This window comes from Burkholderia sp. AU45251 (assembly GCF_030482905.1).
GTDB classification, from domain to species: Bacteria; Pseudomonadota; Gammaproteobacteria; order Burkholderiales; family Burkholderiaceae; genus Burkholderia; species Burkholderia aenigmatica.
This window is the reverse complement of record NZ_JAUJQH010000015.1, coordinates 55,178-76,153: the sequence shown is the minus strand read 5'-3', so window position 1 is coordinate 76,153 and position 20,976 is coordinate 55,178. Positions and strand designations below refer to the sequence as shown.

The 20,976-nt window shown below is 68.2% G+C and carries 16 protein-coding genes; 5 read left to right on the top strand and 11 right to left on the bottom strand.

All coding sequences use genetic code 11. The features are described from left to right. The first annotated feature begins 51 nt into the window (after positions 1-51). Both QZM67_RS25690 and QZM67_RS25685 read left to right on the top strand, forming a co-directional pair. A complete protein-coding gene (locus QZM67_RS25690; RefSeq protein WP_043182415.1) occupies positions 52-684 on the top strand; it encodes a lysophospholipid acyltransferase family protein in 633 nt (210 codons plus the stop codon). A gap of 37 nt (positions 685-721) precedes the next feature. Next, positions 722-1,651, top strand: coding sequence for a phosphatidate cytidylyltransferase (locus tag QZM67_RS25685; protein WP_011351683.1), 930 nt, complete (start codon positions 722-724; stop codon positions 1,649-1,651). Between the two features lie 111 nt (positions 1,652-1,762). Here the strand turns inward: QZM67_RS25685 and QZM67_RS25680 are convergent, their stop codons facing one another. From QZM67_RS25680 to QZM67_RS25655, 6 genes are all read right to left on the bottom strand, one after another. After that, positions 1,763-4,900 carry a filamentous hemagglutinin N-terminal domain-containing protein gene (locus QZM67_RS25680; RefSeq protein ID WP_301807579.1) on the bottom strand — a complete coding sequence of 1,046 codons (3,138 nt, stop codon included), beginning with the start codon at positions 4,898-4,900 and terminating at the stop codon, positions 1,763-1,765. A gap of 119 nt (positions 4,901-5,019) precedes the next feature. After that, the gene (locus QZM67_RS25675; protein WP_301807576.1) at positions 5,020-6,681 is read right to left on the bottom strand and encodes a ShlB/FhaC/HecB family hemolysin secretion/activation protein; all 1,662 of its coding nucleotides are present in this window, start codon (positions 6,679-6,681) and stop codon (positions 5,020-5,022) included. Positions 6,682-7,038: 357 nt separating this feature from the next. After that, positions 7,039-7,830 carry a topoisomerase IV gene (locus tag QZM67_RS25670; protein ID WP_301807573.1) on the bottom strand — a complete coding sequence of 264 codons (792 nt, stop codon included), beginning with the start codon at positions 7,828-7,830 and terminating at the stop codon, positions 7,039-7,041. A gap of 60 nt (positions 7,831-7,890) precedes the next feature. Next, on the bottom strand, positions 7,891-8,562 hold the full coding sequence (locus tag QZM67_RS25665; RefSeq protein ID WP_301807570.1) for a DUF1266 domain-containing protein: 672 nt from the start codon (positions 8,560-8,562) through the stop codon (positions 7,891-7,893). Between the two features lie 13 nt (positions 8,563-8,575). Beyond that, positions 8,576-9,814 (bottom strand): hypothetical protein, encoded by a 1,239-nt coding sequence (locus QZM67_RS25660; RefSeq protein WP_301807567.1) that lies wholly within the window; start codon positions 9,812-9,814, stop codon positions 8,576-8,578. Continuing rightward, positions 9,811-12,150, bottom strand: a complete 2,340-nt coding sequence (locus QZM67_RS25655) for a hypothetical protein (RefSeq protein WP_301807563.1) — start codon at positions 12,148-12,150, stop codon at positions 9,811-9,813. The genes QZM67_RS25660 and QZM67_RS25655 overlap by 4 nt, the downstream gene beginning before the upstream one ends. Positions 12,151-12,374: 224 nt before the next feature. Between QZM67_RS25655 and QZM67_RS25650 the strand changes: the two genes are divergently transcribed. Together QZM67_RS25650 and QZM67_RS25645 are read left to right on the top strand one after the other, a co-directional pair. Continuing rightward, complete coding sequence (locus QZM67_RS25650; RefSeq protein WP_043182410.1) at positions 12,375-13,166, top strand: response regulator transcription factor; 792 nt, start codon at positions 12,375-12,377, stop codon at positions 13,164-13,166. 177 nt (positions 13,167-13,343) lie between these two features. Further along, positions 13,344-14,165: a carbon-nitrogen hydrolase family protein gene (locus QZM67_RS25645; protein WP_301807561.1), complete on the top strand. Its 822-nt coding sequence runs from the start codon at positions 13,344-13,346 to the stop codon at positions 14,163-14,165. A 214-nt stretch (positions 14,166-14,379) separates the two neighbouring features. Here the strand turns inward: QZM67_RS25645 and QZM67_RS25640 are convergent, their stop codons facing one another. Continuing rightward, positions 14,380-14,964 carry a flavin reductase family protein gene (locus tag QZM67_RS25640; protein WP_089450293.1) on the bottom strand — a complete coding sequence of 195 codons (585 nt, stop codon included), beginning with the start codon at positions 14,962-14,964 and terminating at the stop codon, positions 14,380-14,382. A gap of 128 nt (positions 14,965-15,092) precedes the next feature. Beyond that, a complete protein-coding gene (locus tag QZM67_RS25635) occupies positions 15,093-15,518 on the bottom strand; it encodes a VOC family protein (RefSeq protein WP_175026389.1) in 426 nt (141 codons plus the stop codon). A gap of 112 nt (positions 15,519-15,630) precedes the next feature. Between QZM67_RS25635 and QZM67_RS25630 the strand changes: the two genes are divergently transcribed. Continuing rightward, the gene (locus tag QZM67_RS25630) at positions 15,631-16,506 is read left to right on the top strand and encodes a LysR family transcriptional regulator (RefSeq protein ID WP_175026390.1); all 876 of its coding nucleotides are present in this window, start codon (positions 15,631-15,633) and stop codon (positions 16,504-16,506) included. Between the two features lie 15 nt (positions 16,507-16,521). Here QZM67_RS25630 and QZM67_RS25625 read toward each other — a convergent pair whose 3' ends face one another. From QZM67_RS25625 to QZM67_RS25615, 3 genes are read right to left on the bottom strand one after another with little or no spacing between them, the layout of a single operon-like run. Then, positions 16,522-17,301 carry a hypothetical protein gene (locus QZM67_RS25625; RefSeq protein WP_301807555.1) on the bottom strand — a complete coding sequence of 260 codons (780 nt, stop codon included), beginning with the start codon at positions 17,299-17,301 and terminating at the stop codon, positions 16,522-16,524. A 55-nt stretch (positions 17,302-17,356) separates the two neighbouring features. After that, a complete protein-coding gene (locus QZM67_RS25620; RefSeq protein WP_301807553.1) occupies positions 17,357-19,933 on the bottom strand; it encodes a TonB-dependent receptor in 2,577 nt (858 codons plus the stop codon). Between the two features lie 54 nt (positions 19,934-19,987). Further along, positions 19,988-20,974, bottom strand: a complete 987-nt coding sequence (locus QZM67_RS25615) for a FecR domain-containing protein (protein WP_301807550.1) — start codon at positions 20,972-20,974, stop codon at positions 19,988-19,990. Between the last annotated feature and the right edge of the window lie 2 nt (positions 20,975-20,976).

Here is a 20,976-nt window from a genome sequence, read left to right as displayed (position 1 = left end):
CCGCCGCGCACGCGCAGCGGGCCACGCAGGCAGGCAGGAGGCGCAGCGCCGATGAACATCCTCAACGTCTGGCAGCGCGATTTCCTGCTGTCCATCGTTCGGCTCGTCGCCGGCGCGTATCCGGTCTGGCATCAGGCGCCGCCGTCCCCGACGCAGAAGATCTACTTCTCGAACCATACGAGCCACATCGACACGCTTGCGATCCTCGCTGCGCTGCCGCGCAACGTACGCGCGGTCGTGCGGCCGGTCGCCGCGCGCGACTACTGGGACAGCAGCGACATGAAGCGCCACATCGCGCAGAAACTGCTGAACGTCGTGCTGATCGACCGCCATCGCGAATCCGGCGGCGATCCCCTCGACCCGGTGCGCGACGCACTCAAGCAGGGCCATTCGATCATCATCTTCCCGGAAGGCACGCGCGGCGCCGAGATCCTGCCGCAGCCGTTCAAGAGCGGGCTGTTCCACCTCGCGACCGAGTTTCCGAACGTCGCGCTCGCGCCCGTCTATCTCGAGAACCTGCAGCGGATCATGCCGAAGGGCGCGATCTGGCCGGTGCCGCTGATCTGCAAGGTGCACTTCGGCGCGAACGACGCGCTCGGCGCGCAGGAAGACAAGCCGACGTTCCTCGCCCGCATGCGCGACGCGGTCGTCGCGCTCGCGCCGCCGCAGCGGCCGGCCGGCTGAACGCGACGCCCTCTTCTCTCTTTTCCGGATATCAACAATGCGAACAATTTTCTGGGAACTGGTCGCGGGCGTCACGGGCGTGCTCGTCGTCGCGACCGTGATCGGCGCGATCCTCGGCGCACGCAGCGGCGGCACGAGTGCGACCATCGTCAACCTGAACCAGCGCATCCGCGCGTGGTGGGCGATGATCGCGATCATGGCGATCGCGATCGGCCTCGGCAACAACATCACGTATCTGGTGTTCGCGGTGCTGTCCTACCTGACGCTGCGCGAATTCATCACGCTCACGCCAACCACCGCGAGCGACCATACGACGCTGTTCATCGCGTTCTTCGTCGCCATTCCCGTGCAGTACCTGCTGCTCGGGATCAACTGGTACGGGATGTATTCGATCTTCGTGCCCGTGCACCTGTTCTTCGCGATGTCGCTCGTATCGGCGCTCACGCAGGACACGCGCGAATTCCTGAGCCGCAACGCGAAGATCAACTGGGCGCTGATGGTGTGCGTGTACGGGCTGAGCCATGCGCCGGCCGTGCTGATCCTCGACATTCCGCACTACGCGGGGCAGAACGCGCTGCTGCTGTTCTTCTTCCTGTTCGTCGTGCAGATCAGCGACGTGCTGCAGTACGTGGTCGGCAAGCTGTTCGGAAAGCGCAAGATCGCGCCGCAGCTGTCGCCGTCGAAGACGATCGAAGGTTTCGTCGGTGGCGGCTTGCTGGCCACGCTGTGCGGCGCATCGCTGTATCGCGTGACGCCGTTCAGCTTCGGGTCGGCGTTCGGCATCTCGCTCGCGATCGTGATCGCGGGCTTCGTCGGCGGCCTCGTGCTGTCGGCCGTCAAGCGCTCGCTCGGCACCAAGGACTGGGGCTCGATGATCGCGGGCCACGGCGGGATGCTCGATCGCGTCGACTCGATCTGCTTCGCCGCGCCGGTGTTCTTCCACCTCGTCCGGTATCTGTACGTGTGATGCGCGGGCGGCGCCGGCCGGTTCCGGCCCGGCGTGCCCGCATGTGCCCGCGCGACGCGTCGCGCGGCAATCTCCCGGTGAAGCAGATCCGGCCCGGGAGATTCCGGCAGATCAACGCTTGACGTACTGCTCGATCTCGCCCGCGTTGTCCACCCACCCGTTCACCTTCACGACGCCGCCACTGCTGACCCGTGCACCGGCCCGGTTGTCGATACCTCCGTTGATCCCGATCCGGTCATCGCCGCGCAGTGTCCCGGCATTGAACACACCGCCGTTCACGCTGATCGTCTCCGCATGAACCGCGGCGTCGTTCCGCAGGCCGCCGTTGATCGCCAGACGCGTATCCGCAGTCAGTGAGCCACGGTTCGTCGCGCCGCCGTTCACGCTGATCGATTCGGCTTCGACCGTGCCTTCGTTCGTCAGGCCGCCGTTGACGGCCAGCCGGTCGAGCGCCGTCAAGGCGCCCGTGTTGGTCGCACCGCCGTTCACGCTGACCGACTTCGCCCGGACCTCGAGGTCATTTTCCAGCCCCCCGTTGATCGACAGCGTGCCGTCCGTGACTAGATGGCCGGTATTCGTCGTCTTGCCGTTCAGGATCAGCGCGTCGCTCGCGAACAGCCGCTTCGTGTTCGTCGTCTCGCCGTTGACGTTGATCGTCTCCGCCTCGATCGTGCCGCCGTTCGTCAGCCCGCCATTGATGCCGAGCCGGCCTTCGACGCTCAGCGTGCCGGTGTTCGACGCGCCACCGTTCACGCTGGCGAATGCAGTCGTGAGCGTGCCGTCGTTCCTGAGCCCGCCGTTGGTGGCGAACCGGCCGTATGCGGTCAGGCGGCCCGTATTGACCGTCCCGCCGTTCACGCTGACCGATGCCGCCGTGACCGTGCCGCCGCTCTTCAGGCCGCCCAGCACGCTCAACGCATCGCGCGCGGTCACGCTTGCGTCGCGGCCAACTTCGGCGCCGCCGAGCAACTGAACCGATTCGCCGTCGACCGTCCCGCCGATCCGCGAGCCGCCGGCGATCGTCACGTTGCCGTCGAGGCCCGCGCCCGCCGCACGCGTTGCCCGGATTGCCCCATCGATGTTCACGCCGGTATCCGAACCGTTGCCGGTCAGTGTGATGTCGTGGGCATCGATGCTGCCGCGCTTCGACACGTCGATCGCGACCTCCGGCCGGTTCGGCGATTGCGCAAGCCTGAATGCGGAATTGTCACCGTTGTAGGTCACCGTGCCGTCGCCCGCGATCGCAGCAAGCTTCAGCGCACGCAGCGCCGCGTCGACGCGTAACGAGCGTGCCACCAGGTCGAGCCGGCCGGCCTCGCTCGCGTCGAGTCCATCGCCCGCTACGACGATGTCGCCTTTCGTGTCGAATCGGCTCGCGTTGCCGTTCGCGTCGAGCGATGGCGTGCCGGCCACCAGCTTCACCTGCGATGCGTTGATGAAGCGGGCGCCATTCGCGGTGATCCCGTTCGGGTTCGCAATGATCAGTTGCGCTGACTCCCCGGCGATCTCCGTCGCGCCTTTCAACTGCGACTTTCCGCTGCCGGTCACCTCGTTCAGGATGACACGCGCCGTCTTTCCTCCAAGCCGCGCATTGCCGTCGATCCAGCCGGCGAGTTCGGTGTCGACGATCTTCGTGCTGTTGTTCAGGATCAGCCCTTCAGGGCCGACGTTGTAGTCCATGAAGCGGTTGTGCGATACGCCCGAACCATTCGGTTTCGAGATATCGACGACGGGTACGCCGTTTTTCACGTCGACGCCAGGCTGGTTCGCGTGGTTCGTGTCGGCGACGAGCCCCGGGACTGAAGGCTCGGGGTTACCACCGCCAGCGTTACCGCCTCCCGAGTTACCGCCACCCGAGTTACCGCCTTCCGAGTTACCGCCTTCCGAGTTACCGCCTCCTGAGTTACCGCCTCCCGAGTTACCGCCGTCCGGAAACTGCGCGTTTTGCTCGATCTTCCCGTCATTTCGATAGGTGCCGTCGACGATGTCCACCGCCCCGCCGGAACTCACGAGCCCGCCCGCCTCGTTGACGAACGCGTTGCCAGTGAGCGAGACCGACCGATCGCCGCGCAGCGTGCCGCTGTTGCGCGTGCTGCCAACCACCCTCACCTCTCCGGCCCGCACGAATCCGTCGTTCGCAAGCGCCGTACCGGCCGAATTCGGGCCGACGACGAGCAGCTTGTCGCTCGCCGTCACGACCCCGCCCTTGCCGATCTTCGCGTCGCCGAGCATCGTCACCGCGCTGCCGGCAACCGTTCCGTCGATCGTCGCATCACCGACCAGACGGACATCGCCATCGGCGCCACCGTCCTTCACGATCCCGGTCGATCCCATGATCGTGATGCCGCCGCCCGACACGAGGCCGCGCGTCTTCGGCACGACCGGATCGCCGGCGATCGCCTCGATCCTGCCCGCGACGTTCACCCCGACGCTCGAGCCCTTGCCGATCAGCGTGATCGCGTTCGCATGAATGCTGCCGAGCTGCGACACGTCGATCGCGATCTCCGGGCGGCTCGTGCCCTGCGCGAGCGTATAGGTCAGCTTGTCGCCGTCGGTCTTCACGTTGCCGTCGATGGCGGTCGCCACGAGCTGTCGTGCCTGCAGCTTCGCATTGACGCGCAGCGTGCGCGCGATCAGATCGGTACGTGCCACGCCACGTGCGTCGAGGCCGCTGCCTTCGATCGCGATCTCGCCATTCGTGTCGAAGCTGTTCGCATTACCGTTCGCGTCGAACCCCGGCGCGCCCGCAACCAGCTTGACCTGCGACGCGTTGATGAAGCTCGCGCCGTCCGCCGTGATTCCGTTCGGGTTCGCGATGATCAGCTGCGCCGATGAACCTGCGATTTCCGTCGGCCCCGTCAGCTTCGTCCGCCCGCCGCCGATCACTTCGTTGAGGATCACTTTCGCCGCCTGGCCACCGAGTCGCTCGTTGCCGCCGATCTGGCCGGCTAGCTGTGTATTGGATGTCGTGACGCCGTTGTTCAGGATCAACCCTTTCGGCCCGACGTTGTAGTCGAGGAACTGGTTGTGCGACACGCCGGCGTCGTTCGGTTTCACGATCTGGACGATGATGTTGCCGTTCTTGATAGCGATGCCCGGCGCGTGCGGGTTGTCCGCGCCGGGTATGGATATCTGGGCCTGCACGGCCGGCGCGGACAGCGCCGGCAACGCGACGGCCAGCAGCTGCGCAAGCCGTTTCGGGGTCAGAGGCACGTCACGGCGCACCGCACGCTTTCGAGTCGTCTTCATGGTAGTCCTCGCTAGGGTGGAAGAAGGGCGGGACCATCCCGCCCCGGTCCGTGCGACCGGAGCGCGATGTCGTCGCGACGACACGCCCCGCTGCACGAAATGAAGCCATCGGGCCGTTGTCAGAACCGCGCGGCGATCTGCACGTCGAGCGTCGGGCTCGCGCTGTGCAGCGTGGACGGCTTCAGCAGCGGCATGCCGAGCGCGACGTCGAAGCTCACGCGCTTGTAGCCGCCGCGCAGGCCGAGCGCACCGCCGACCAGCGTGTGGCCGCCCGCTTCGTCCGGATTGCCCGACACGCCGCCTGCGTCGAGCGCGGCGTAGACGGCGATGCCCGCGGCCGCCCGCGTCGAGAATTCGTTGCGCAGGATCCAGCCGCTGCGCGCGGCGAGCGTTTCGTTGCCATCGAAGCCGCGCACCGTATAGCGCCCGCCGATCTGCAGGAATTCGGTCGACGGTACCGGCGCCGGCGCGCGCTGCGCGACGAACGTGCCGCGGTAGTTCGCGCGGCGCGCGCCGACCGCGAACTGCGCGTCGACCGACACGCTCGCCGTCGCGATCCCGTAGTGGCCGTTCCAGTCGTTGCGATCCTGCACGTAGCCGGGAAACCCGCTCAGTCCGGGCAGGCTGCCGCGCCACGACGCGCCGGCCTCCACCGACGCTTGCGCGAACCGCTGGAGATGGCTGGCCGAAAACGCGTAGCTCGTGATGTCGTGCTTCTGGACACGCAGTTCGATCCCGTCGAACCACGCGCGGTCCTCCCGCCGCGCCAGCGTCAGGCCGACCCGCGTCCGCGCACTGCCCGATCGGTACGGCACGTAGCCGACTCCGGCTTCGATCCGCCGCGTGCGCCGCGCATAGACGAACGTGTCGACGCCCACAGGTATCGCCTGCCGGGTTGCCCATTCGCTCGCGGATACAGAGAACGACGCATAGCCGACCGGCACATCCCAACTCGCGCTGGCAGAGCGCGACCCGCGCGTCGTACGGCGCGGATACGCATCGTTGCCGGCGGTCAGCAACAGCTGGTCGTAGAGGCCGAGCGGCGAATCGACCGCGACGATCGCACCGACCTGATTGCGCCCCGTCGCGTCCTGGCCGCCGTTGTCCGCGGTCAGCACCGCGCGGATGCGGCGCGCGTCGGCCGGATGTCCAACGCGGATATCGCTGTCGCCCAACGACGAGCCGGGCGCGATCGCGAAAGTCGCGTCCGACTGCCCCGGCAAGCGGCGCATGTTCTCGAGCGCCTGGTCGAGATCGCGCACATTCAGCAGCGCGTCGCGGCCGCGCGGAAACACGCCCCGGGTCGTACCGATGCCGCCCGAGCCGTCTTCGATCTCGCCGATCCGGCCGGGCAGCACCTCCACGATCACGCGCCCGTCCGCATAGTCCTGCTCCGGAATCGCGGCAAGCGACGTGATGTAGCCGCGCGCTGCCAGCTGGCCGGTAACCCAGCTGCGAATCGCCGCGAGCCCGCGCGTGCCGGCGCACTGCCCGACGCCGGGTGCCTGCTTCGACAACCATGGGAAATCGGCCGCGCCGCGCCATTCAATCGAGCGAATCTCGACGCACTGCGTTTCGCGCGGCAGCACCAGCAACGCGCCGTGCCCGCCCGCGCCCGGCGTCAGAACGTCCGCGGACGACAGCGCTTCCCGGCGCACCGCGTCGAGCTGCTGTTCCTGGTGCCGCTGCGCGTCGGACGGCAACGGTGTCGCCGCCGTCCCTGCCGAAAGCGACAGCAGGCCCGACGCCACTGCGACGCCGATCGTGCCGGATACCCTCATGATTATTCGCACTACAGATTATGTGATTGATTCAGACAGGCAACGCAGTGCTCGACGCCGGCGTGTCACGCCGCCGGGTACCCCGGCGCAGCGGCACCGGATCGGCGCGCCATGCGCGACGGCGTTCGCATGCGAACCGTCTCGTGAAGGGTCGGAGATTACCCGGCAGCGGGCGGGAAAATTGTCAAACGAATGTCAAAATCGCGGCTTCGCGACACTTTCGCGCAAATCTAACTTGTCCTATTGCGCGTCCGACCATTCGTAATGAAGCGGGTCCGCGAATGATCGCGCCCCGGTCTGGACGGGGATCAGGACAGCCGGCCGGCGAGCGCCGGCCAGCCTGTGCGGTCACGCACCTCAGTACCCTTCGCGCAGCGCCTTCGGCACGATGTAGCGGCCGCGCGCCGCGTCGAATTTCACCGTATAGCGTGCGTGGATGGCCTTGTCGCCGCGCGAGCCCGTTTCCGTGACCGTCAACGGATAGACGTCGCCGGTGCCGGTCATGTCCGGCACGATCGCGAACGTCCGGCTCTCGCAATGCGATTTCGCGTTGCCGCAATCGAGCGACCCCGTGTTGTCGAGCGCTTCGTCGATGCGCGGCGCGGCCTCGACGAGCGCGTTGCCGACCGGCAGCCAGATCGACCGCATCGCCATCGTGTAGCCCTGCAGCGTGACGCCGTCGCCAATCGTGAAACCGAACAGGTGCGGGCCATACCGCTCGATACGTACGGTGCCCGGCTCGCCGCGCTTGCCGGACGCGATATCCGTCTTCTTCACCACCGGCTCGAGCGTCCTGCCGTCCGCCGCGGGCTTCAGCACGTACAGGTCGATCGTCCCCGTCGTGCCCTCCGAATCCATGCCCGGATTCCCGTTCTGCTCGGCCGCCTCGGTCTCGCCGCACATCGCGAGCAAATAGCGCGGGCCGTCGGCCGTTGCCACGCGCAGCGAGCCGCACGACGCATAGATGAATTCGCCCGGGTCCGACTGCCAGCCCTTGCGATCCGCGCGCCAGTTGCCGTAACTGTCATGAATGAACGTGCGCAGCAGGTGGTCGGTGGCAGCCGGTTCGATCGCATGCGCCGCCATCGGCACCGCACACGCAACGGACAGCACCAGACGTCGCACCAGCGGATGAACGGATGAAATCATGTCGACGTCGATAGGGATGAGAATCGGTGCGGGAAGCAAACGGCCAGCGGCATCACGACCTCAACGCGGTTGCGCGACCGGCTCGGGATCGAACGCCGTCAGCCCCGGCCACGCCGCCTGCCCCCACGCACCGTCACCCGGCGCGAGCCAGCGTTGCAGCGTCGCGTCGTCGAACGCCTTGCCGAACGGATCGGCGCGAAATCCGGCCACCCACTGCTTGCGGCCCGCGACGTAGGCGTGACCGAAATCCGTCCAGCTGCCGAAACAGTCCTGGGCGCGCTGCGCGTTGAGCAACAACACGCGCCAGGCGGTGTCCGGCTCGGTCCAGCCCATCAGCATCGCCACGCGCGCGAGGAACGCCATTCGCGCGCAGGCGAACGCGAGCGCCGCACGCGGGTCGTCGGTCGGCTGCAGCGCATGCAGGTCGGCGCGAAACCATTGCGTCTCGAGCACGCGTGCCAGGTGTGCGCGCGCATCGTCGTCCGTCGCGTCGGTGCGCAACTCCATCTGGTGCAGCATCTGGGCGCGCAGGAACTTGCGCGACGTGTCGTTCAGGTGGCTCGTGTCCGCATCGTCGAAACCCGAGAATCCCGTCGCGTCGACGTACGGATGCGCGAGCAGCAACGCCCAGTGCTTGCGGGACGACAAGGCCGAATAGCGCCCACCGCGCCGGCGGAAGTAGCGCACGATGCGCCACAGCACGAACAGGGCAACGATCAACTTGAATATCATGGTCTTCGCCCCGTCATTCCGCGGCACCGGCGCCACGCGGCACGTCGTAGCCGGGCCAGCGCACGTCCTCGGTGGCAAAGGCGGGCTGCGCGTCGTCCGGGCGAGCGGACGGCACCGCCGGCGCCAGCGTCGCGCGCACCGCGTAACGCACCGAACCGGCACGCGGCGGCCGCGCCTGCAGCAGCTCAGGCTGCCGCGCGGCGACCAGCCACTCGACGGTCGGCGTCGGCTCGGCGAGCCGCCCGAACAATTGCGGATGGCGCGCGACGAGCCGTGCTTGCGACGCGGCATCCGTCACGTCCTCGATCCTGCACCACCCCGACGGCGTATGGACGACGCCGAGCGCGATGCAGTCGGACGGCGTGCGATCCGTCGTCCCCAGCGCATTCAGGCAGGCCAGCACGTCGTCGACATAGCGCTCGACCGGCGGCCGGTTCTGCTTGCCCTTGACCTGATCGACGTCGAGGCCGCCGTCCGCATGCACCGCGACGCTGATCGTGATGTGCGGCTGGCCGCCCGCATCCCGGAAGCTCAGCAACCGCAGCGTGCGCGCCTCGATCGCATCCGCATAGCGTCCGCCGTAGCCGCCCGTCAGCGCTTGCCGGTCGGCGAACTGGCCGAGGCAATGGCGCATCACGTAACTCTCGAACGCCATTTCGGCGCGCAGCAGCGCGCTGTCTGGCAGGAACTCGACAAAGCGCCCGTTGGCCGTTTCGCACCACGTGCGCAGCGCATCGGGCTGGCTCTCGCGCCAGCCGCGCGCGATCCGGTCCGCCATCTCCGCATGCTCACGTTCCCACATCGCGAGCGCCTGCGGGCAATTGACACGATCGAGCTTGCCCTCGAGCCCGGTTCCCTTGCGGGATTCGAGAAATTCGACGAGCGTGGTTTCGAGTGCGAGGAGGTGCGGATCGGCCGGGTCGACCCAGACGACGGGGGCCTGCCTGCCGGCGTCGGCCTCGGCCTTGGCCTTGGCCTCGCCGATCGTCTTCGCGCCGGGACCGAAACGCCGCGCGACCCACGCCGGCGGCGCGGCCTGGCCGAGCGCCTGCCGCGCATCGTCGAGCGACCCGATCGTGCGCGCGGGCTCGAAGTTCGCGACGACATGCCGGTAGAAATGGTTGAGCAGCCACGCGCGCACCGCGTCGGCATCGCCCCGCGCGGTGCTGCGCGCGGCGATCGCCGCGCGCAGCGCATCGGCGTTCAGCGCGTTGCGCGGCGCGTAGCCGGCCCGCCGATCGACGGCCGTCATTGCCAGAACTTCCACCAGCGCTTGTTCGGCGCGGCCGTCGTCGGATCCGGCGCCGCCGGCGCGTCGGCCTCGCGGATTCGCCGCTCGATCACGTCCTCCATCAGGTCGAGCGGCTCGGCGGCGTGCCGGTTGCCGGCGAGCACACGTTCGTAGAAATTCTTCACATCCGGCTGACGGCCCAGATCGTATGCCGCGTCGCCAGCCCGGATCAGCACATCCAGATCGCGCGACGCATCAGCCTGCCCGCGCGCGGCGTCGTACAGCGCCGACGCCTGGTCCGGATGCGACGCCGCCATGTGGGACACGAACACGAAGCGGGCGATCAGCGCCTCGTCGGGCAGACTGCCGTCGACCTGATCGTGCTCGCGCTGCCAGCCGACGAGGCGTTCGAGCCAGATCGGCAGTTCGTTGCAACGATCGAGGCGATACAGCGCGCGCACCACATCGCGCACGTACCAGTTCGGGTCGTGCCGGCTGAAACCGAATTCGGCGGCGTAATGCCATAGCTGCTCGGCGGCCTCGAGCATCTCGGCGTCCTTGTCCTGGCAGGCCAGCACGTAGCGGACGCCTGAGTAATGCTCGGCAAACGAACTCGCCGCAATCCCGCTGCGATGCAGGACCAGCGCCTCGTCATAACGGTCCTCGTCGCGGTAAAGAATCGCGAGGTTGTTGCATAGCATCGAATACAGGTGCGCACACGCGTCGTACGGGTGCCCCTTGCCGGTCTCGAAGAAGCGCTCCATGCACGCGCGGCCCTGCTCATAGGCGGCGATCCGCAGGCGCAGAAGGTCGGCGCGCACCGGCGCCCGTTCCGCTGCCGGCAGCGCCTCGATCGCCTCCTCGACCCGGTCCTCGATCCAGCCCGAGAATGCATAGCTCCACAAGCCGCTGCGCAGCGACGGCAGCGGCAGTTTCAGCGCGGTGGCGACGCCCAGCGCGCGTATGCGCGCCTCGGTCAGCACGAACGCGGTACGGTTGTCGTGCATCTCGCCTTCCTGCGCGGCCGCAAGCAGGCGCGCGGCCTGGGTCGTCGCGTCGATGCGGCCGGTTTCGCCATCGTAGACCGCCGCGAGCCGCGCGATCCACGGATGGCCGGGCGCGCGCCGCAGCGCGACCTCGCGCGCGGCGTCGGCGACCGCGTAGCGCAACGCGTCGCCCTCGAGCGAGCCGAGCGCGGCAAAGATCTCGCCGTGCGTCGGCGAGCGGGCGGCCAGCGCGTCAGGTTGTTCCGCGCCGAGTTCGACGAGCCGTTCGAGCGTCGGCGCGAAACCGGCTGCGCGCATCGCGCACAGCGGCCACCAGACCGATGTGTCGGTCGGCTCGGCGAGGCGTGCGTGGATGATCTGCCCCACCCGGTCGAGCATGCTGCTTTCGATCTGGTACACGTGGAAGAACGCGCGGCGCCCCGCGTCATCGAAGCGGCCCGCCTCGAGCAGCCACGGCAGTTCGTATTCGATGAAGTCGTCGCTCCCGTCCGACTCGAGGCTGTGACTCGCCATCTCGCACCGGGCGAGCGCGCCGTCGAGATCGCCTTGCGCATGTGCCGCCCGCGCGGCAAGCCTTGCCAGCCTCACCTCGGCCTCGCGACGCGGCGGCAGTGCCCAGTCGGCGATGCGCGACTCGACGGCCTGGCGAATCGTGTCGAACTGCAGCGGCGCGATCTCGATCATCGCGCGGCCGATCCGCAGCCAGTCATCTGCATCGATGTCCTGGTCCGCGCCTGCCGACGCGATAGCCGCCACCGCGGCCTCGGCCGCCGTGCGCGCGTCGTCGTCCCGGCCAAGCCGCCGCAGTGCCCACGCACGCAGGCATTGCCGGTTCGCGTCGTCCCACGCGCGAAACGTGGCCCGGTCGGCAAGCGCGCCATTCAACGCATGCCGCAGGTCGATCGCGTCGAGCGCGTGCTCCGCGTGGTCATATTCCAGCGTATCGAGAATGCGTGCGCGGACGAAGCGATCGGCATCGAGCGTCGGCGACGTGCGCACGACGTCGTGCATCTCGCCGATCGCGTGGGTGACGGCGTCGTTCTCGCCCAGGTGCCGGGCGACCTGCAGCCGGTACAGCGCGAGTTGCATGCGGATGTCGGGCCGCGCGTCGGGCGGCGCCGCGTCATGCACGCCCGCGCCGTCGTCGTCGAGCACGGCACGCGCAGCGGCCGGATCGCCGGCGTGCATCCACAGCGTGTGCAGGCGCGCAATCGCGTCGAGCGAATCGGCACGCAACGGCTGGGCCCGCAGTCTTGCCGCAAGGTCGCTCTCGCGGCTCGAGTCGCTTTCTTCGAGATCGGCTTCGAGCCGGTTCATCAACGTGTCGAGCGGCTGGCCCGTCAAAGGCATCGTTGTCATATCGTTATGGGTCTTGGTCTTGGTATTGGCACTGGGAGTCAACGACTGCTCCCTCTCGGAATCGCGATAGCTTATCAGGAGACGGAGGCGGTGCGCGGCCTCGCCATTCGCGTCGTCCGGCGGTACGATCTCGTTCTTCATCCCCGGGTCCGGTCGATGCGCACGGCGCGACGGCGCGATGCGTCCCGACCGGTCCCGCCCGACCCGGAACACCCATGAACCTCACGTTGCAGGATGTCGCCTGGCACCGCTCGGTCGGGCGGCTCATCGAGTCGCTCGACCAGCCGGGCTTCTGGCTGGCGCTGATCCGGCTGATCGAGGAATACGTCGCGGTCGACAGCTGGGTCGCGCTGACGTTCGGCGACGGCCGCCCTCAGGTGTTCGCCGAATGCCCGTACGAAGGCGGCGGTCCCGACCCGCTGTTTCGCGACTACGTGCAGGGCCTGTACCAGCTCGACCCGTTCTACATCGCGAACCGCGATGCGCCGAAAAGCGGCTTGTTCCGGCTGTCCGACGTCGCGCCCGAATGCTTCCGCGATACCGAGTACTACACGCTCTATTTCACGCACAACGTCGTCGAGGACGAGGTGCAGTTCAACGTCGTGCTCGACGATGCGCGCACGCTGTGCCTGTCGCTCGGCAGCAAGCGGCGCTTCAGCCCCGAGCAGGTGGCGCTGCTCGACCTGATCCGGCCGTGGGTGGCCGGGCTGATGCGGCAGCGGCTCGCGTTCGAGCCTGCATCCGCGGAACATGCGCCGCCGCGCCGGCCCGGCGCACACGACGGTTTCGAGCAGGCGATGGCACGGCTCGGCACGCCGCTCACCGCGCGCGAACTCGACGTGATCCGGCTGATCCTCAGCGGCCGTTCGAACAAGGAAGTCGCGAACAAGCTGTCGATTTCCGCCGAAACGGTCAAGGTCCATCGCCGCAACATCTACGGGAAGCTCGCGATCAACTCGCAATCGGAGCTGTTCTCGCTGTTCCTGAACGCGCAGACCGGCTCCTGATACGTATCGCCGGACACGCGTGCCGGCGCTCGCCGCCACGGGCGGCGTCACAGATCAATACCCCCGAAGGGTTAACGCACCGGCGGGATGGGAAATCCGCCGCTTCGGCGCATACTGGGGCCTCCTTACCCACCCTTCCGGCGCCACCGGCGACGGGCCCCTGCTACCGAAATCGCCATGAAACTGAAGCTCGATATCGTCCAGCTCGCCGGTCGCGACGGCGACACGCACTACAACCTGCAGCGCACCCTCGAAGCGATCGCGACCTGCGCGCCGGGCACCGACATCGTGATGTTTCCGGAAGCGCAGCTCACCGGCTTCCTCGATCCGTCGAATCTCGCCGAATGCGCCGAGCCGCTCGACGGCCCGAGCGTCGGCGCGGTCATCGCGGCCGCACGCGCGCGTGACGTTGCCGTCGTCGTCGGGCTGATCGAGAACGACGGCGGCCGCTTCTACAACACCACGGTATTCGTCACGCCGGACGGCATCGCGCTGCGCTATCGCAAGACCCACCTGTGGGTGAGCGAGCACGGCATCGTCCTGCCCGGTGACCGCTACGCGACGATCGAATGGCGCGGCGTGCGGATCGGCCTGCTGATCTGCTACGACAACGAATTCCCCGAAACCGGCCGCGCGCTCGCCGCACTCGGCGCCGAGCTGATCCTCATCACCGACGGCAACATGGAACCGTACCGCTCCGTCCACCGCACGTCGGCCACTGCGCGCGCGATGGAGAACCAGGTGTTCGCGGTGGTCGCCAACCGCGTCGGCGGCAGCACGCACGACGTCGTGTTCGCGGGCGGCAGCCTCGCGGCCGATCCGTTCGGAAACCTGATCTTCGAAGCCGGCAATGCGGAATCGCGTCACGCAGTCGAACTCGATTTCGACCAGCTCGCCGCGTCGCGCGCGGTCTACGACTATCGCCGGGATCAGCGCCTGCACGTCGCCGGCGAACGCATCGAGCACGCAAACGGCCTGCGCGAATTGCTGATTCCGTAAACGCTTGCCCGTCTCCGGCGACGACATCCGTCACGCCGGGGCGGGCACCTCGATCGCCAGCAGCGCCGAACTGACCGGCTTGCCGTGCGCGTCGAGCGCGAGCCCGCACGCGCTGCCACGCGTCGCGCAGGCATTCGCCGCAACCATGCTGATGGAATTGAAAAGGCGCGCGTAAACCGCGCGCCCGGATCGGGACAGCACGCCCGCCCGACGCTTACTTCGCGTCCGGATCGACGTGCAGCGATTCACCGATCGCATAGAAATTGCCGCCCGCGATGTAATGCAGGCTGCGCAGTGCCGGATCGGCCGATTCGAAATACCAGTGGCCGTCGCGGAACACCCGCGTGTCGGACCACGCCGCGACCACCTCGCCGATGAACAGGTCGTAGGCCTGCTGGTTGTGCGGTTCCGGAATCAGCTTGCACGCGAGCCAGCCCGAGCAGCCGGCGACGAACGGCAGGTCGTGACCTTCGACGTCGAACAGCGTGACGCCCGCTTCGCGCAGCTTGTCGGGCCGCTCCGCGAGACTGTGGGTGCCGACCGCATGCGTGAGCTGAATCTGCGCGGCCGTCGGCACCTGGATCACGAACGTGCCGCTGCGCTCGACGAGTTCGCGCGTCTTTGCGGTCTTGTCGAGCACGACCGTCAGCTTCGGCGGCAGGAAGTCCAGTGCGCACGCCCATGCAGCGGCCATCACATTGTCGACGCCGTCGTGGCGGGCCGACACGAGCACGGTCGGGCCATGGTTGAGGAGACGGTAGGCTTTCTTCAGCTCCACCGGAGCGATGTGACTGTCCATACGGGTTCCTTGGAGAACGGCACGCACGGTTGCCGTGCGGCGCGGCGCCGGCCAGTGCGCATGCGCACAACCGGGCCGGAGGCCGCATTCTCGCACCCAATTTCAATCGGCGCTGATCGCGCCGCCGGTCACTTCGCGAACAACTGGCCGATATCGCGGAACGCCTTGAATTCGAGTGCATTGCCGCACGGATCGAACAGGAACATCGTCGCCTGTTCGCCGACCTGCCCCTGGAACCGCACATACGGCTCGATCACGAAGGTCACGCCGAACGATCTCAGCCGCTCGGCCAGCGCCTCCCAGCTCGGCCAGTCGAGCACGATCCCGAAATGCGGCACCGGCACGTCGTGACCGTCCACCGCATTCGTATGCGCGCCTTCCTGCGACACGGTCTTCGGATGCTCGTGGATCACGAGCTGATGCCCGTAGAAGTCGAAGTCGACCCACTGCGCGCTCGAACGCCCCTCTGCCAGCCCGAACACACGGCCGTAGAAATCGCGCGCGGCCGGCAAGTCGTAGACCGGGATCGCCAGGTGAAACGGGGAAAGACTCATGGTTGCCTCGTGAAGGAACGCTCGCGTGGCGCGAGGACGGCACCATGTTAGTCAAGGTCAAGCAGAAATTAAATCAATATATAGTTGCGTCATTCACAAACGGAATTGATGAATGATCCGCGAACTGAAAACCCTCGTCGCCGTCGCCCGTGAAGGCACGTTCGCCGCGGCCGGCAACCGTATCGGGCTGACTCAGGCGGCCGTGAGCGCGCAAATGCAGCGCCTCGAAGCCGAGCTCGGCTTCGCGCTGTTCGACCGGCAAGGCCGGTCAGCACGGCTCAACGAGATGGGCCATCACGTGCTCGACCAGGCGCAGGCGCTGCTCGGCCTGTACGACAACCTGAGCTCGACGGCGCCCGGTTCGCCGGCCGCCGTGCGCGTGACGATCGGCGCGATCGCGTCGGTGCAGAGCGCGCTGCTGCCGGCCGCGCTCGCCGATTTCCATCGCCGGCATCCCGCGTGCCGGACGCGCGTGATACCGGGGCTGTCGATCGAACTGGTCAACCGGGTGGATGCGGGTGAAATCGACATGGCCGCGATCATCCGGCCGCCGTTTTCGCTGCAGAGCGACCTGCACTGGACGACGCTCGCGCAGGAACCGTTCCGGCTGATCGTGCCGCGCAACGTGAAAGGCAAGGACTGGGCGGCACTGCTCGCGAGCGAACCGTTCGTGCGCTACGACCGCGCGTCGTTCGGCGGCCGCCAGGTCGATCGCTTTCTGCGGAAGATGCACATCGCGGTGCGCGACACCTGCGAACTCGACGAGCTCGATGCGATCGTCAAGCTGGTCGAGAACGGCGTCGGCGTCGCGCTCGTCCCGCAGACCGGCGTGTATCGCCGCTGGCCGGCCGGCGTGCGCGCGATCGACCTCGGGCCTCACACGTTTCACCGCGACATCGGGCTCGTGCATCGCGCGCGGCGCACGATGTCGGAGCCGGCGCAGCAACTGGCGCAGCTGATCGAAGCGGCGTCGCTGCAATCGACCTAGCGCCGCTGTTGCCAATCAGCGCCGCCCGGCCGCCCAGTCGACGGCCGCATCGAACAGCGCGACACCGGCCGGCGACAGGTTCACGAACGTGTCGTTGTCGAGGAAGAACATCACGCGGCGCGCCGGCGCGAGCGCTTCGTAGTCCATCGTCGCGCCCTTCTCGTACGCGAAGACCGCAGCCTTGTCCGGTTGACCGTACACGGTCGCGATCGTGATCGCGCCGAGCCCCGGTTTGCCCCAGCTCATCGGCGCCTGCTTGCCGTACACGTTCGTCACGCCGGCCGGCAGCCCGGCCGCGATCGGGTGCGGCGCATTGACGAGCCACAGGTAGCGCTCCTTGCCCGTTTCGCCGAAGTCGGCGTCGTGACGCTTGCCCGTCATCGCGAGATCGTCGAGCAGGTCGTTTTCCCAGGTCACGAGCGGCTTGTCGAGCGTGCGCCAGCCGGGCCGCACGTTCTTCGACGACACCGTCGACGAGATCACGACGAGGTCGGCATCGCGCGCCGCATCGGGCGTCGACGATTCGTCGATCAGGCGCACCGCATAGCCGCGTTCGCCGAGATGCTGGCTAATGCGTTCGTCGACTTTCAGGTTCGGGCCGCGCAGCTGCACGAGCATCGCGACGCGCGTGACGGCCTGCGGTGCGTCGGCTGCCAACGCGGGGGCGGCCACACCTGCGCCGAGACCCAGGCCCGCACTGATCGCGAGCACCGAGCCCGCGATCGCGCGCAATGCGCGACGCCGCGCGCCGCCAGCAACGGCGCGCACGGCGCCGGTCTTCATGTTCCGGTTCATCTGGATCCTCTCCGAAGCCGCGCGCCGCCGTGACGGCCGCGCGGCGATTGCGTGGTCAGAACTGCAGCGTGGTGAGCAGCGACACCTGTCGCGCATCGCCGATCGCGACGAAGTAACGGTTCGCGCTCGACGGGTAGTACGTGCGATTGAAGAGGTTCTTCACGTTGAGCTGGAACGACAGCTTCTGCTTGCCGATCCGCGTGTCGTACGTCGCGAACGCATCGGCAAGCACGTACGACGGCAGCGTGAAGCTGTTCGCCGAATCGCCGGGGCGCGCGCCGACGTAGCGCACGTCCGCGCCGATGCGCAGGTCGTCGCCGCCGATCACCGTGCCGAAGTCGTAGACGCCCGCGAGCGACGCGGTATGGCGCGCGACGTTCCACAGCTGATTGCCCGCGTACAGCGGATCCTCGGTCGTCTTCGCGTCGATGTACGCGTAGCTCGCGATCACGTTCACGCGCTCGCCGAGCTTGCCCGACACGTCGAGTTCGATCCCCCGCGAGCGGGCCTTGCCCGACGTGCGCCAGTCGGTCAGCTTGGTCGCGTCGTTGTACTGCGACACGAGCACGTTCTTCTTGTCGATGTTGAAGAACGCGAGCGTGCCGGTCATCCCGCCCGGCAGGTCGAGCTTGCCGCCCACTTCCCACGCGGTCGCTTCCTCGGGCGGCGTCGCACCGTCGATGATGTAGCCCGTCATCGGCGCGATCGACGACGACGGCTTCAACGATTGCGAATAGCTGCCGTACAGCGAGAACGTGTCGGTCCACTTGTAGACGACGCCCGCGCGCGGCAGCCACTTCGACCCGCTGAGATCGGTGTTCGCGACGAACGGCCGGCCGCGCCCCGCGACCTGGTTGTACGTGATGTAGTGCAACCCGCCCGACACGATCCACTTGTCGGTCAGGTGGATCGTGTCCTGCACGAATGCCGACGCATCGTGCAGCGTGTCGGTCTGGTCGCTGTCGCTCGCGGACACCGTGCTCGACGGCGGCAGCAGCCCGTAGACGGGATTGATGTAGCTGAACGGCGTCTTCACGGCCTGCCGCAGCATGTCCCTGCGGTAGATGCGGCGGTATTCGGTGTCGAAGCCGACCTGCACGTCGTGCCGCATCCCGCCCAGCATCAGCTTGCCGTTCACGTAGCCGATCCCGTAGCTGTCGGTGCTGAGCGAACCGTGCGTCGCGTCGTTGCTGCGCGTCATCGTGCCCTTCACCGGATCGACGCCCGTCGTGCGCAACTGGTTCGCGTCATAGGTCTCGCGGTTGTAGCTGTAGCCGACATGCGCGCTCCAGTCCGCGTTGAACTGGTGATCGACGCTCAACTGCGCGAGGTGCGATTCGCCGTCCATGTTGTTGAACGGCTCGTCGATGCGCCGTCGCGCGGGAATGTCGAGCGGCGCGTTGGTGCGCGGGTCGAGCGCGGTACCGCGGTCGAACGGCGAATGGAATTTCCGGTACTGGTAGGACACCGTGACCTGCGTATCGCGGCCATACCATGCGAGCGACGGCGCGACGAAGGTCTGCCGGTATTCGCCGAAGTTGCGCCAGTACTGCTCGTTCGACTGGTCGACGATCAACCGGTACGCGAGCCGCGAATCGCCGACCGGCCCGGTCGAATCGAAAGTGGCACTGCCGCCGTTCTTGCCGTGCCCGAACGTCGACGCGCCGAGCGAGATCGCGTTGTAGCGCTTGAGCTGCGGCTGCTTGGTGACGACGTTGACCACGCCGCCCGGGTCCATCAGTCCGTACAGCAGCGACGTCGGCCCCTTCAGCACCTCGACGCTGTCGACCGCCGCGTTGAACGCGCGCCCCTGCACGAGCGGCATCCCGTTCTGCATGATCGAGCCGTCGCGGTTGCCGCCGAAGCCGCGCTTCATGATGGTGTCCTGCGTGCCCGCGAGCGTGTTGCCCTGCGTGATGCCGCTGACGTTGCCGAGCGCGTCGTCCAGATTGCGCGGACGCTGGTCGCGCAGCACCTGCGCAGGCACGATGTTGACGGCCTGCGCGGTGTCGAGCAGCGGGATGTCGGAGCGCAGCACGCCCGCCTCCTTCGGCGCGCGATAGCTTTCGGCGCGCAGCGCGCTGGTGCGCACATGGATCGCGGGCAACTCGGCGCCCGCGCCCACGCCGGCCGCCACGGGGCGCGCCACCGCGCCGTCCGCGCGCTTCACCGTGTAGCCGCCGCCCGGCTGGCGCAACGCGACGAGCCCGGTGCCCGCCAGCAGGCGGTCGAGCGCGCCGTCGACGTCGAAGCGGCCCTGCACGCCACCGCTCGTCAGGCCGGCCGTCAGCTCGGCCGGAAACGCGACCAGGATGCCGGCATCGCGGCCGAACCGGTTCAATGCCGCTTCGAGCGGCCCGGCCGGAATGTCGAACGCACGGCGCGCCGCGCGCTGCGCGGCCGGCGCCGCATCGGTGTCGGTGTCGGCCAGCGCAGGCAGCGGCAGCAACGCCGACACCAGGACGGCGCCGGCCAGCCGGCGCGCAAGGCGACCTGGCATGGCGGGGACGGCCGGGCGCGTGGCGCGCGGCAGATGTCGGGCGGGCGCCGGACGGCGCCGATACGTGAGACGGATGGAAACCATGATCGGGAAGTCGGTGGACGATGGGCCAGTGCTGCTTTCATTACCCATGTCACGCGAACATCGAGAAACAGCTCAGGTCGGCGGAAAATTTTTTCGACGTGCTCACGAACGGGCCGGAACGACCGTCGCCCAGTAGCGCGTCAGGTAGTGAACGTCGATCGGCAAGGCCGCCTTCAGCGTGTCGAGCACGCGCGCAGGATCGTCGAGCGGATAGGTACCCGACACGCGCAGGTCGGCCACGGCCGCCTCGCAGCGCAGGCTGCCGCGGCGATAGCGGTCGAGTTCGGCGACGAGGTCGGCCAGCCGCATGTGCGACGCGACGAGCATGCCGCCCGTCCATGCAGACGCATACGCGTCGAGCGGTGCCGGCACGCCGATCGCGTCACGCGTGAAATCCGCGCCCTCTCCAGCCGCGATCACGCGCGCGTCGGCCGCCGCATCGTCGGGCTGCACGTGGACGGCACCGGCAAACACCTCGATACGCGTCGCGCCATCGCGCTGCCGCACCGCGAAGCGCGTGCCGAGCGGCCGCAGTTCGCCCTGCGCGGTCGCGACGACGAGCGGGCGCGCGGGCACACGCTCGTCGTGGCCGCTCGTCACCATGATCGTGCCGCGCAGCAAGCGCAGGCGGCGCGCGGTGTCGTCGAAACGCACGTCGAGCGCCGTGTCGGTATCGAGCACGACGACCGTGCGATCCGCGAGCGTCACCGTGCGCCGTTCGCCGACCGCCGTGCGCAGGTCGGCCGGCCAGATCGCCGCGCGCCGCGCGGGCTCGGCCATCCATGCGGCGCCGCCCGCGAACAGCAGCACCGCCAACGTTTTCACGGCCGCGCGGCGGCGGCCCGCGCGCGGCGGCAGCAGCGCCGCGCGTGCAGCCTGCGGGTCGAGCCCGGCCGCCAGCCCGCCGAACCTGCGCTGCATCGTTTCGATATGACGCCATGCCGCGTCGTGCGCGGGATCCTCCGCGCGCCAGCGCGCGAGCGCCGCGTCGAACGCGTCGCCCGTCTGGCCGGCCTGCCGGTCGACCCACCATTCGACCGCGCGCCGCGCAACCTCCGGCGGCACCGCCGGCACTCCCGGGGCGGCCATCG

Coding starts and splice junctions, on each gene's coding strand:
- QZM67_RS25690 (WP_043182415.1), top strand. CDS start 52: ATGAACATCCTCAACGTCTGGCAGCGCGATTTCCTGCTGTCCATCGTT.
- QZM67_RS25685 (WP_011351683.1), top strand. CDS start 722: ATGCGAACAATTTTCTGGGAACTGGTCGCGGGCGTCACGGGCGTGCTC.
- QZM67_RS25680 (WP_301807579.1), bottom strand. CDS start 4,900: ATGAAGACGACTCGAAAGCGTGCGGTGCGCCGTGACGTGCCTCTGACC.
- QZM67_RS25675 (WP_301807576.1), bottom strand. CDS start 6,681: ATGAGGGTATCCGGCACGATCGGCGTCGCAGTGGCGTCGGGCCTGCTG.
- QZM67_RS25670 (WP_301807573.1), bottom strand. CDS start 7,830: ATGATTTCATCCGTTCATCCGCTGGTGCGACGTCTGGTGCTGTCCGTT.
- QZM67_RS25665 (WP_301807570.1), bottom strand. CDS start 8,562: ATGATATTCAAGTTGATCGTTGCCCTGTTCGTGCTGTGGCGCATCGTG.
- QZM67_RS25660 (WP_301807567.1), bottom strand. CDS start 9,814: ATGACGGCCGTCGATCGGCGGGCCGGCTACGCGCCGCGCAACGCGCTG.
- QZM67_RS25655 (WP_301807563.1), bottom strand. CDS start 12,150: ATGCCTTTGACGGGCCAGCCGCTCGACACGTTGATGAACCGGCTCGAA.
- QZM67_RS25650 (WP_043182410.1), top strand. CDS start 12,375: ATGAACCTCACGTTGCAGGATGTCGCCTGGCACCGCTCGGTCGGGCGG.
- QZM67_RS25645 (WP_301807561.1), top strand. CDS start 13,344: ATGAAACTGAAGCTCGATATCGTCCAGCTCGCCGGTCGCGACGGCGAC.
- QZM67_RS25640 (WP_089450293.1), bottom strand. CDS start 14,964: ATGGACAGTCACATCGCTCCGGTGGAGCTGAAGAAAGCCTACCGTCTC.
- QZM67_RS25635 (WP_175026389.1), bottom strand. CDS start 15,518: ATGAGTCTTTCCCCGTTTCACCTGGCGATCCCGGTCTACGACTTGCCG.
- QZM67_RS25630 (WP_175026390.1), top strand. CDS start 15,631: ATGATCCGCGAACTGAAAACCCTCGTCGCCGTCGCCCGTGAAGGCACG.
- QZM67_RS25625 (WP_301807555.1), bottom strand. CDS start 17,301: ATGAACCGGAACATGAAGACCGGCGCCGTGCGCGCCGTTGCTGGCGGC.
- QZM67_RS25620 (WP_301807553.1), bottom strand. CDS start 19,933: ATGGGTAATGAAAGCAGCACTGGCCCATCGTCCACCGACTTCCCGATC.
- QZM67_RS25615 (WP_301807550.1), bottom strand. CDS start 20,974: ATGGCCGCCCCGGGAGTGCCGGCGGTGCCGCCGGAGGTTGCGCGGCGC.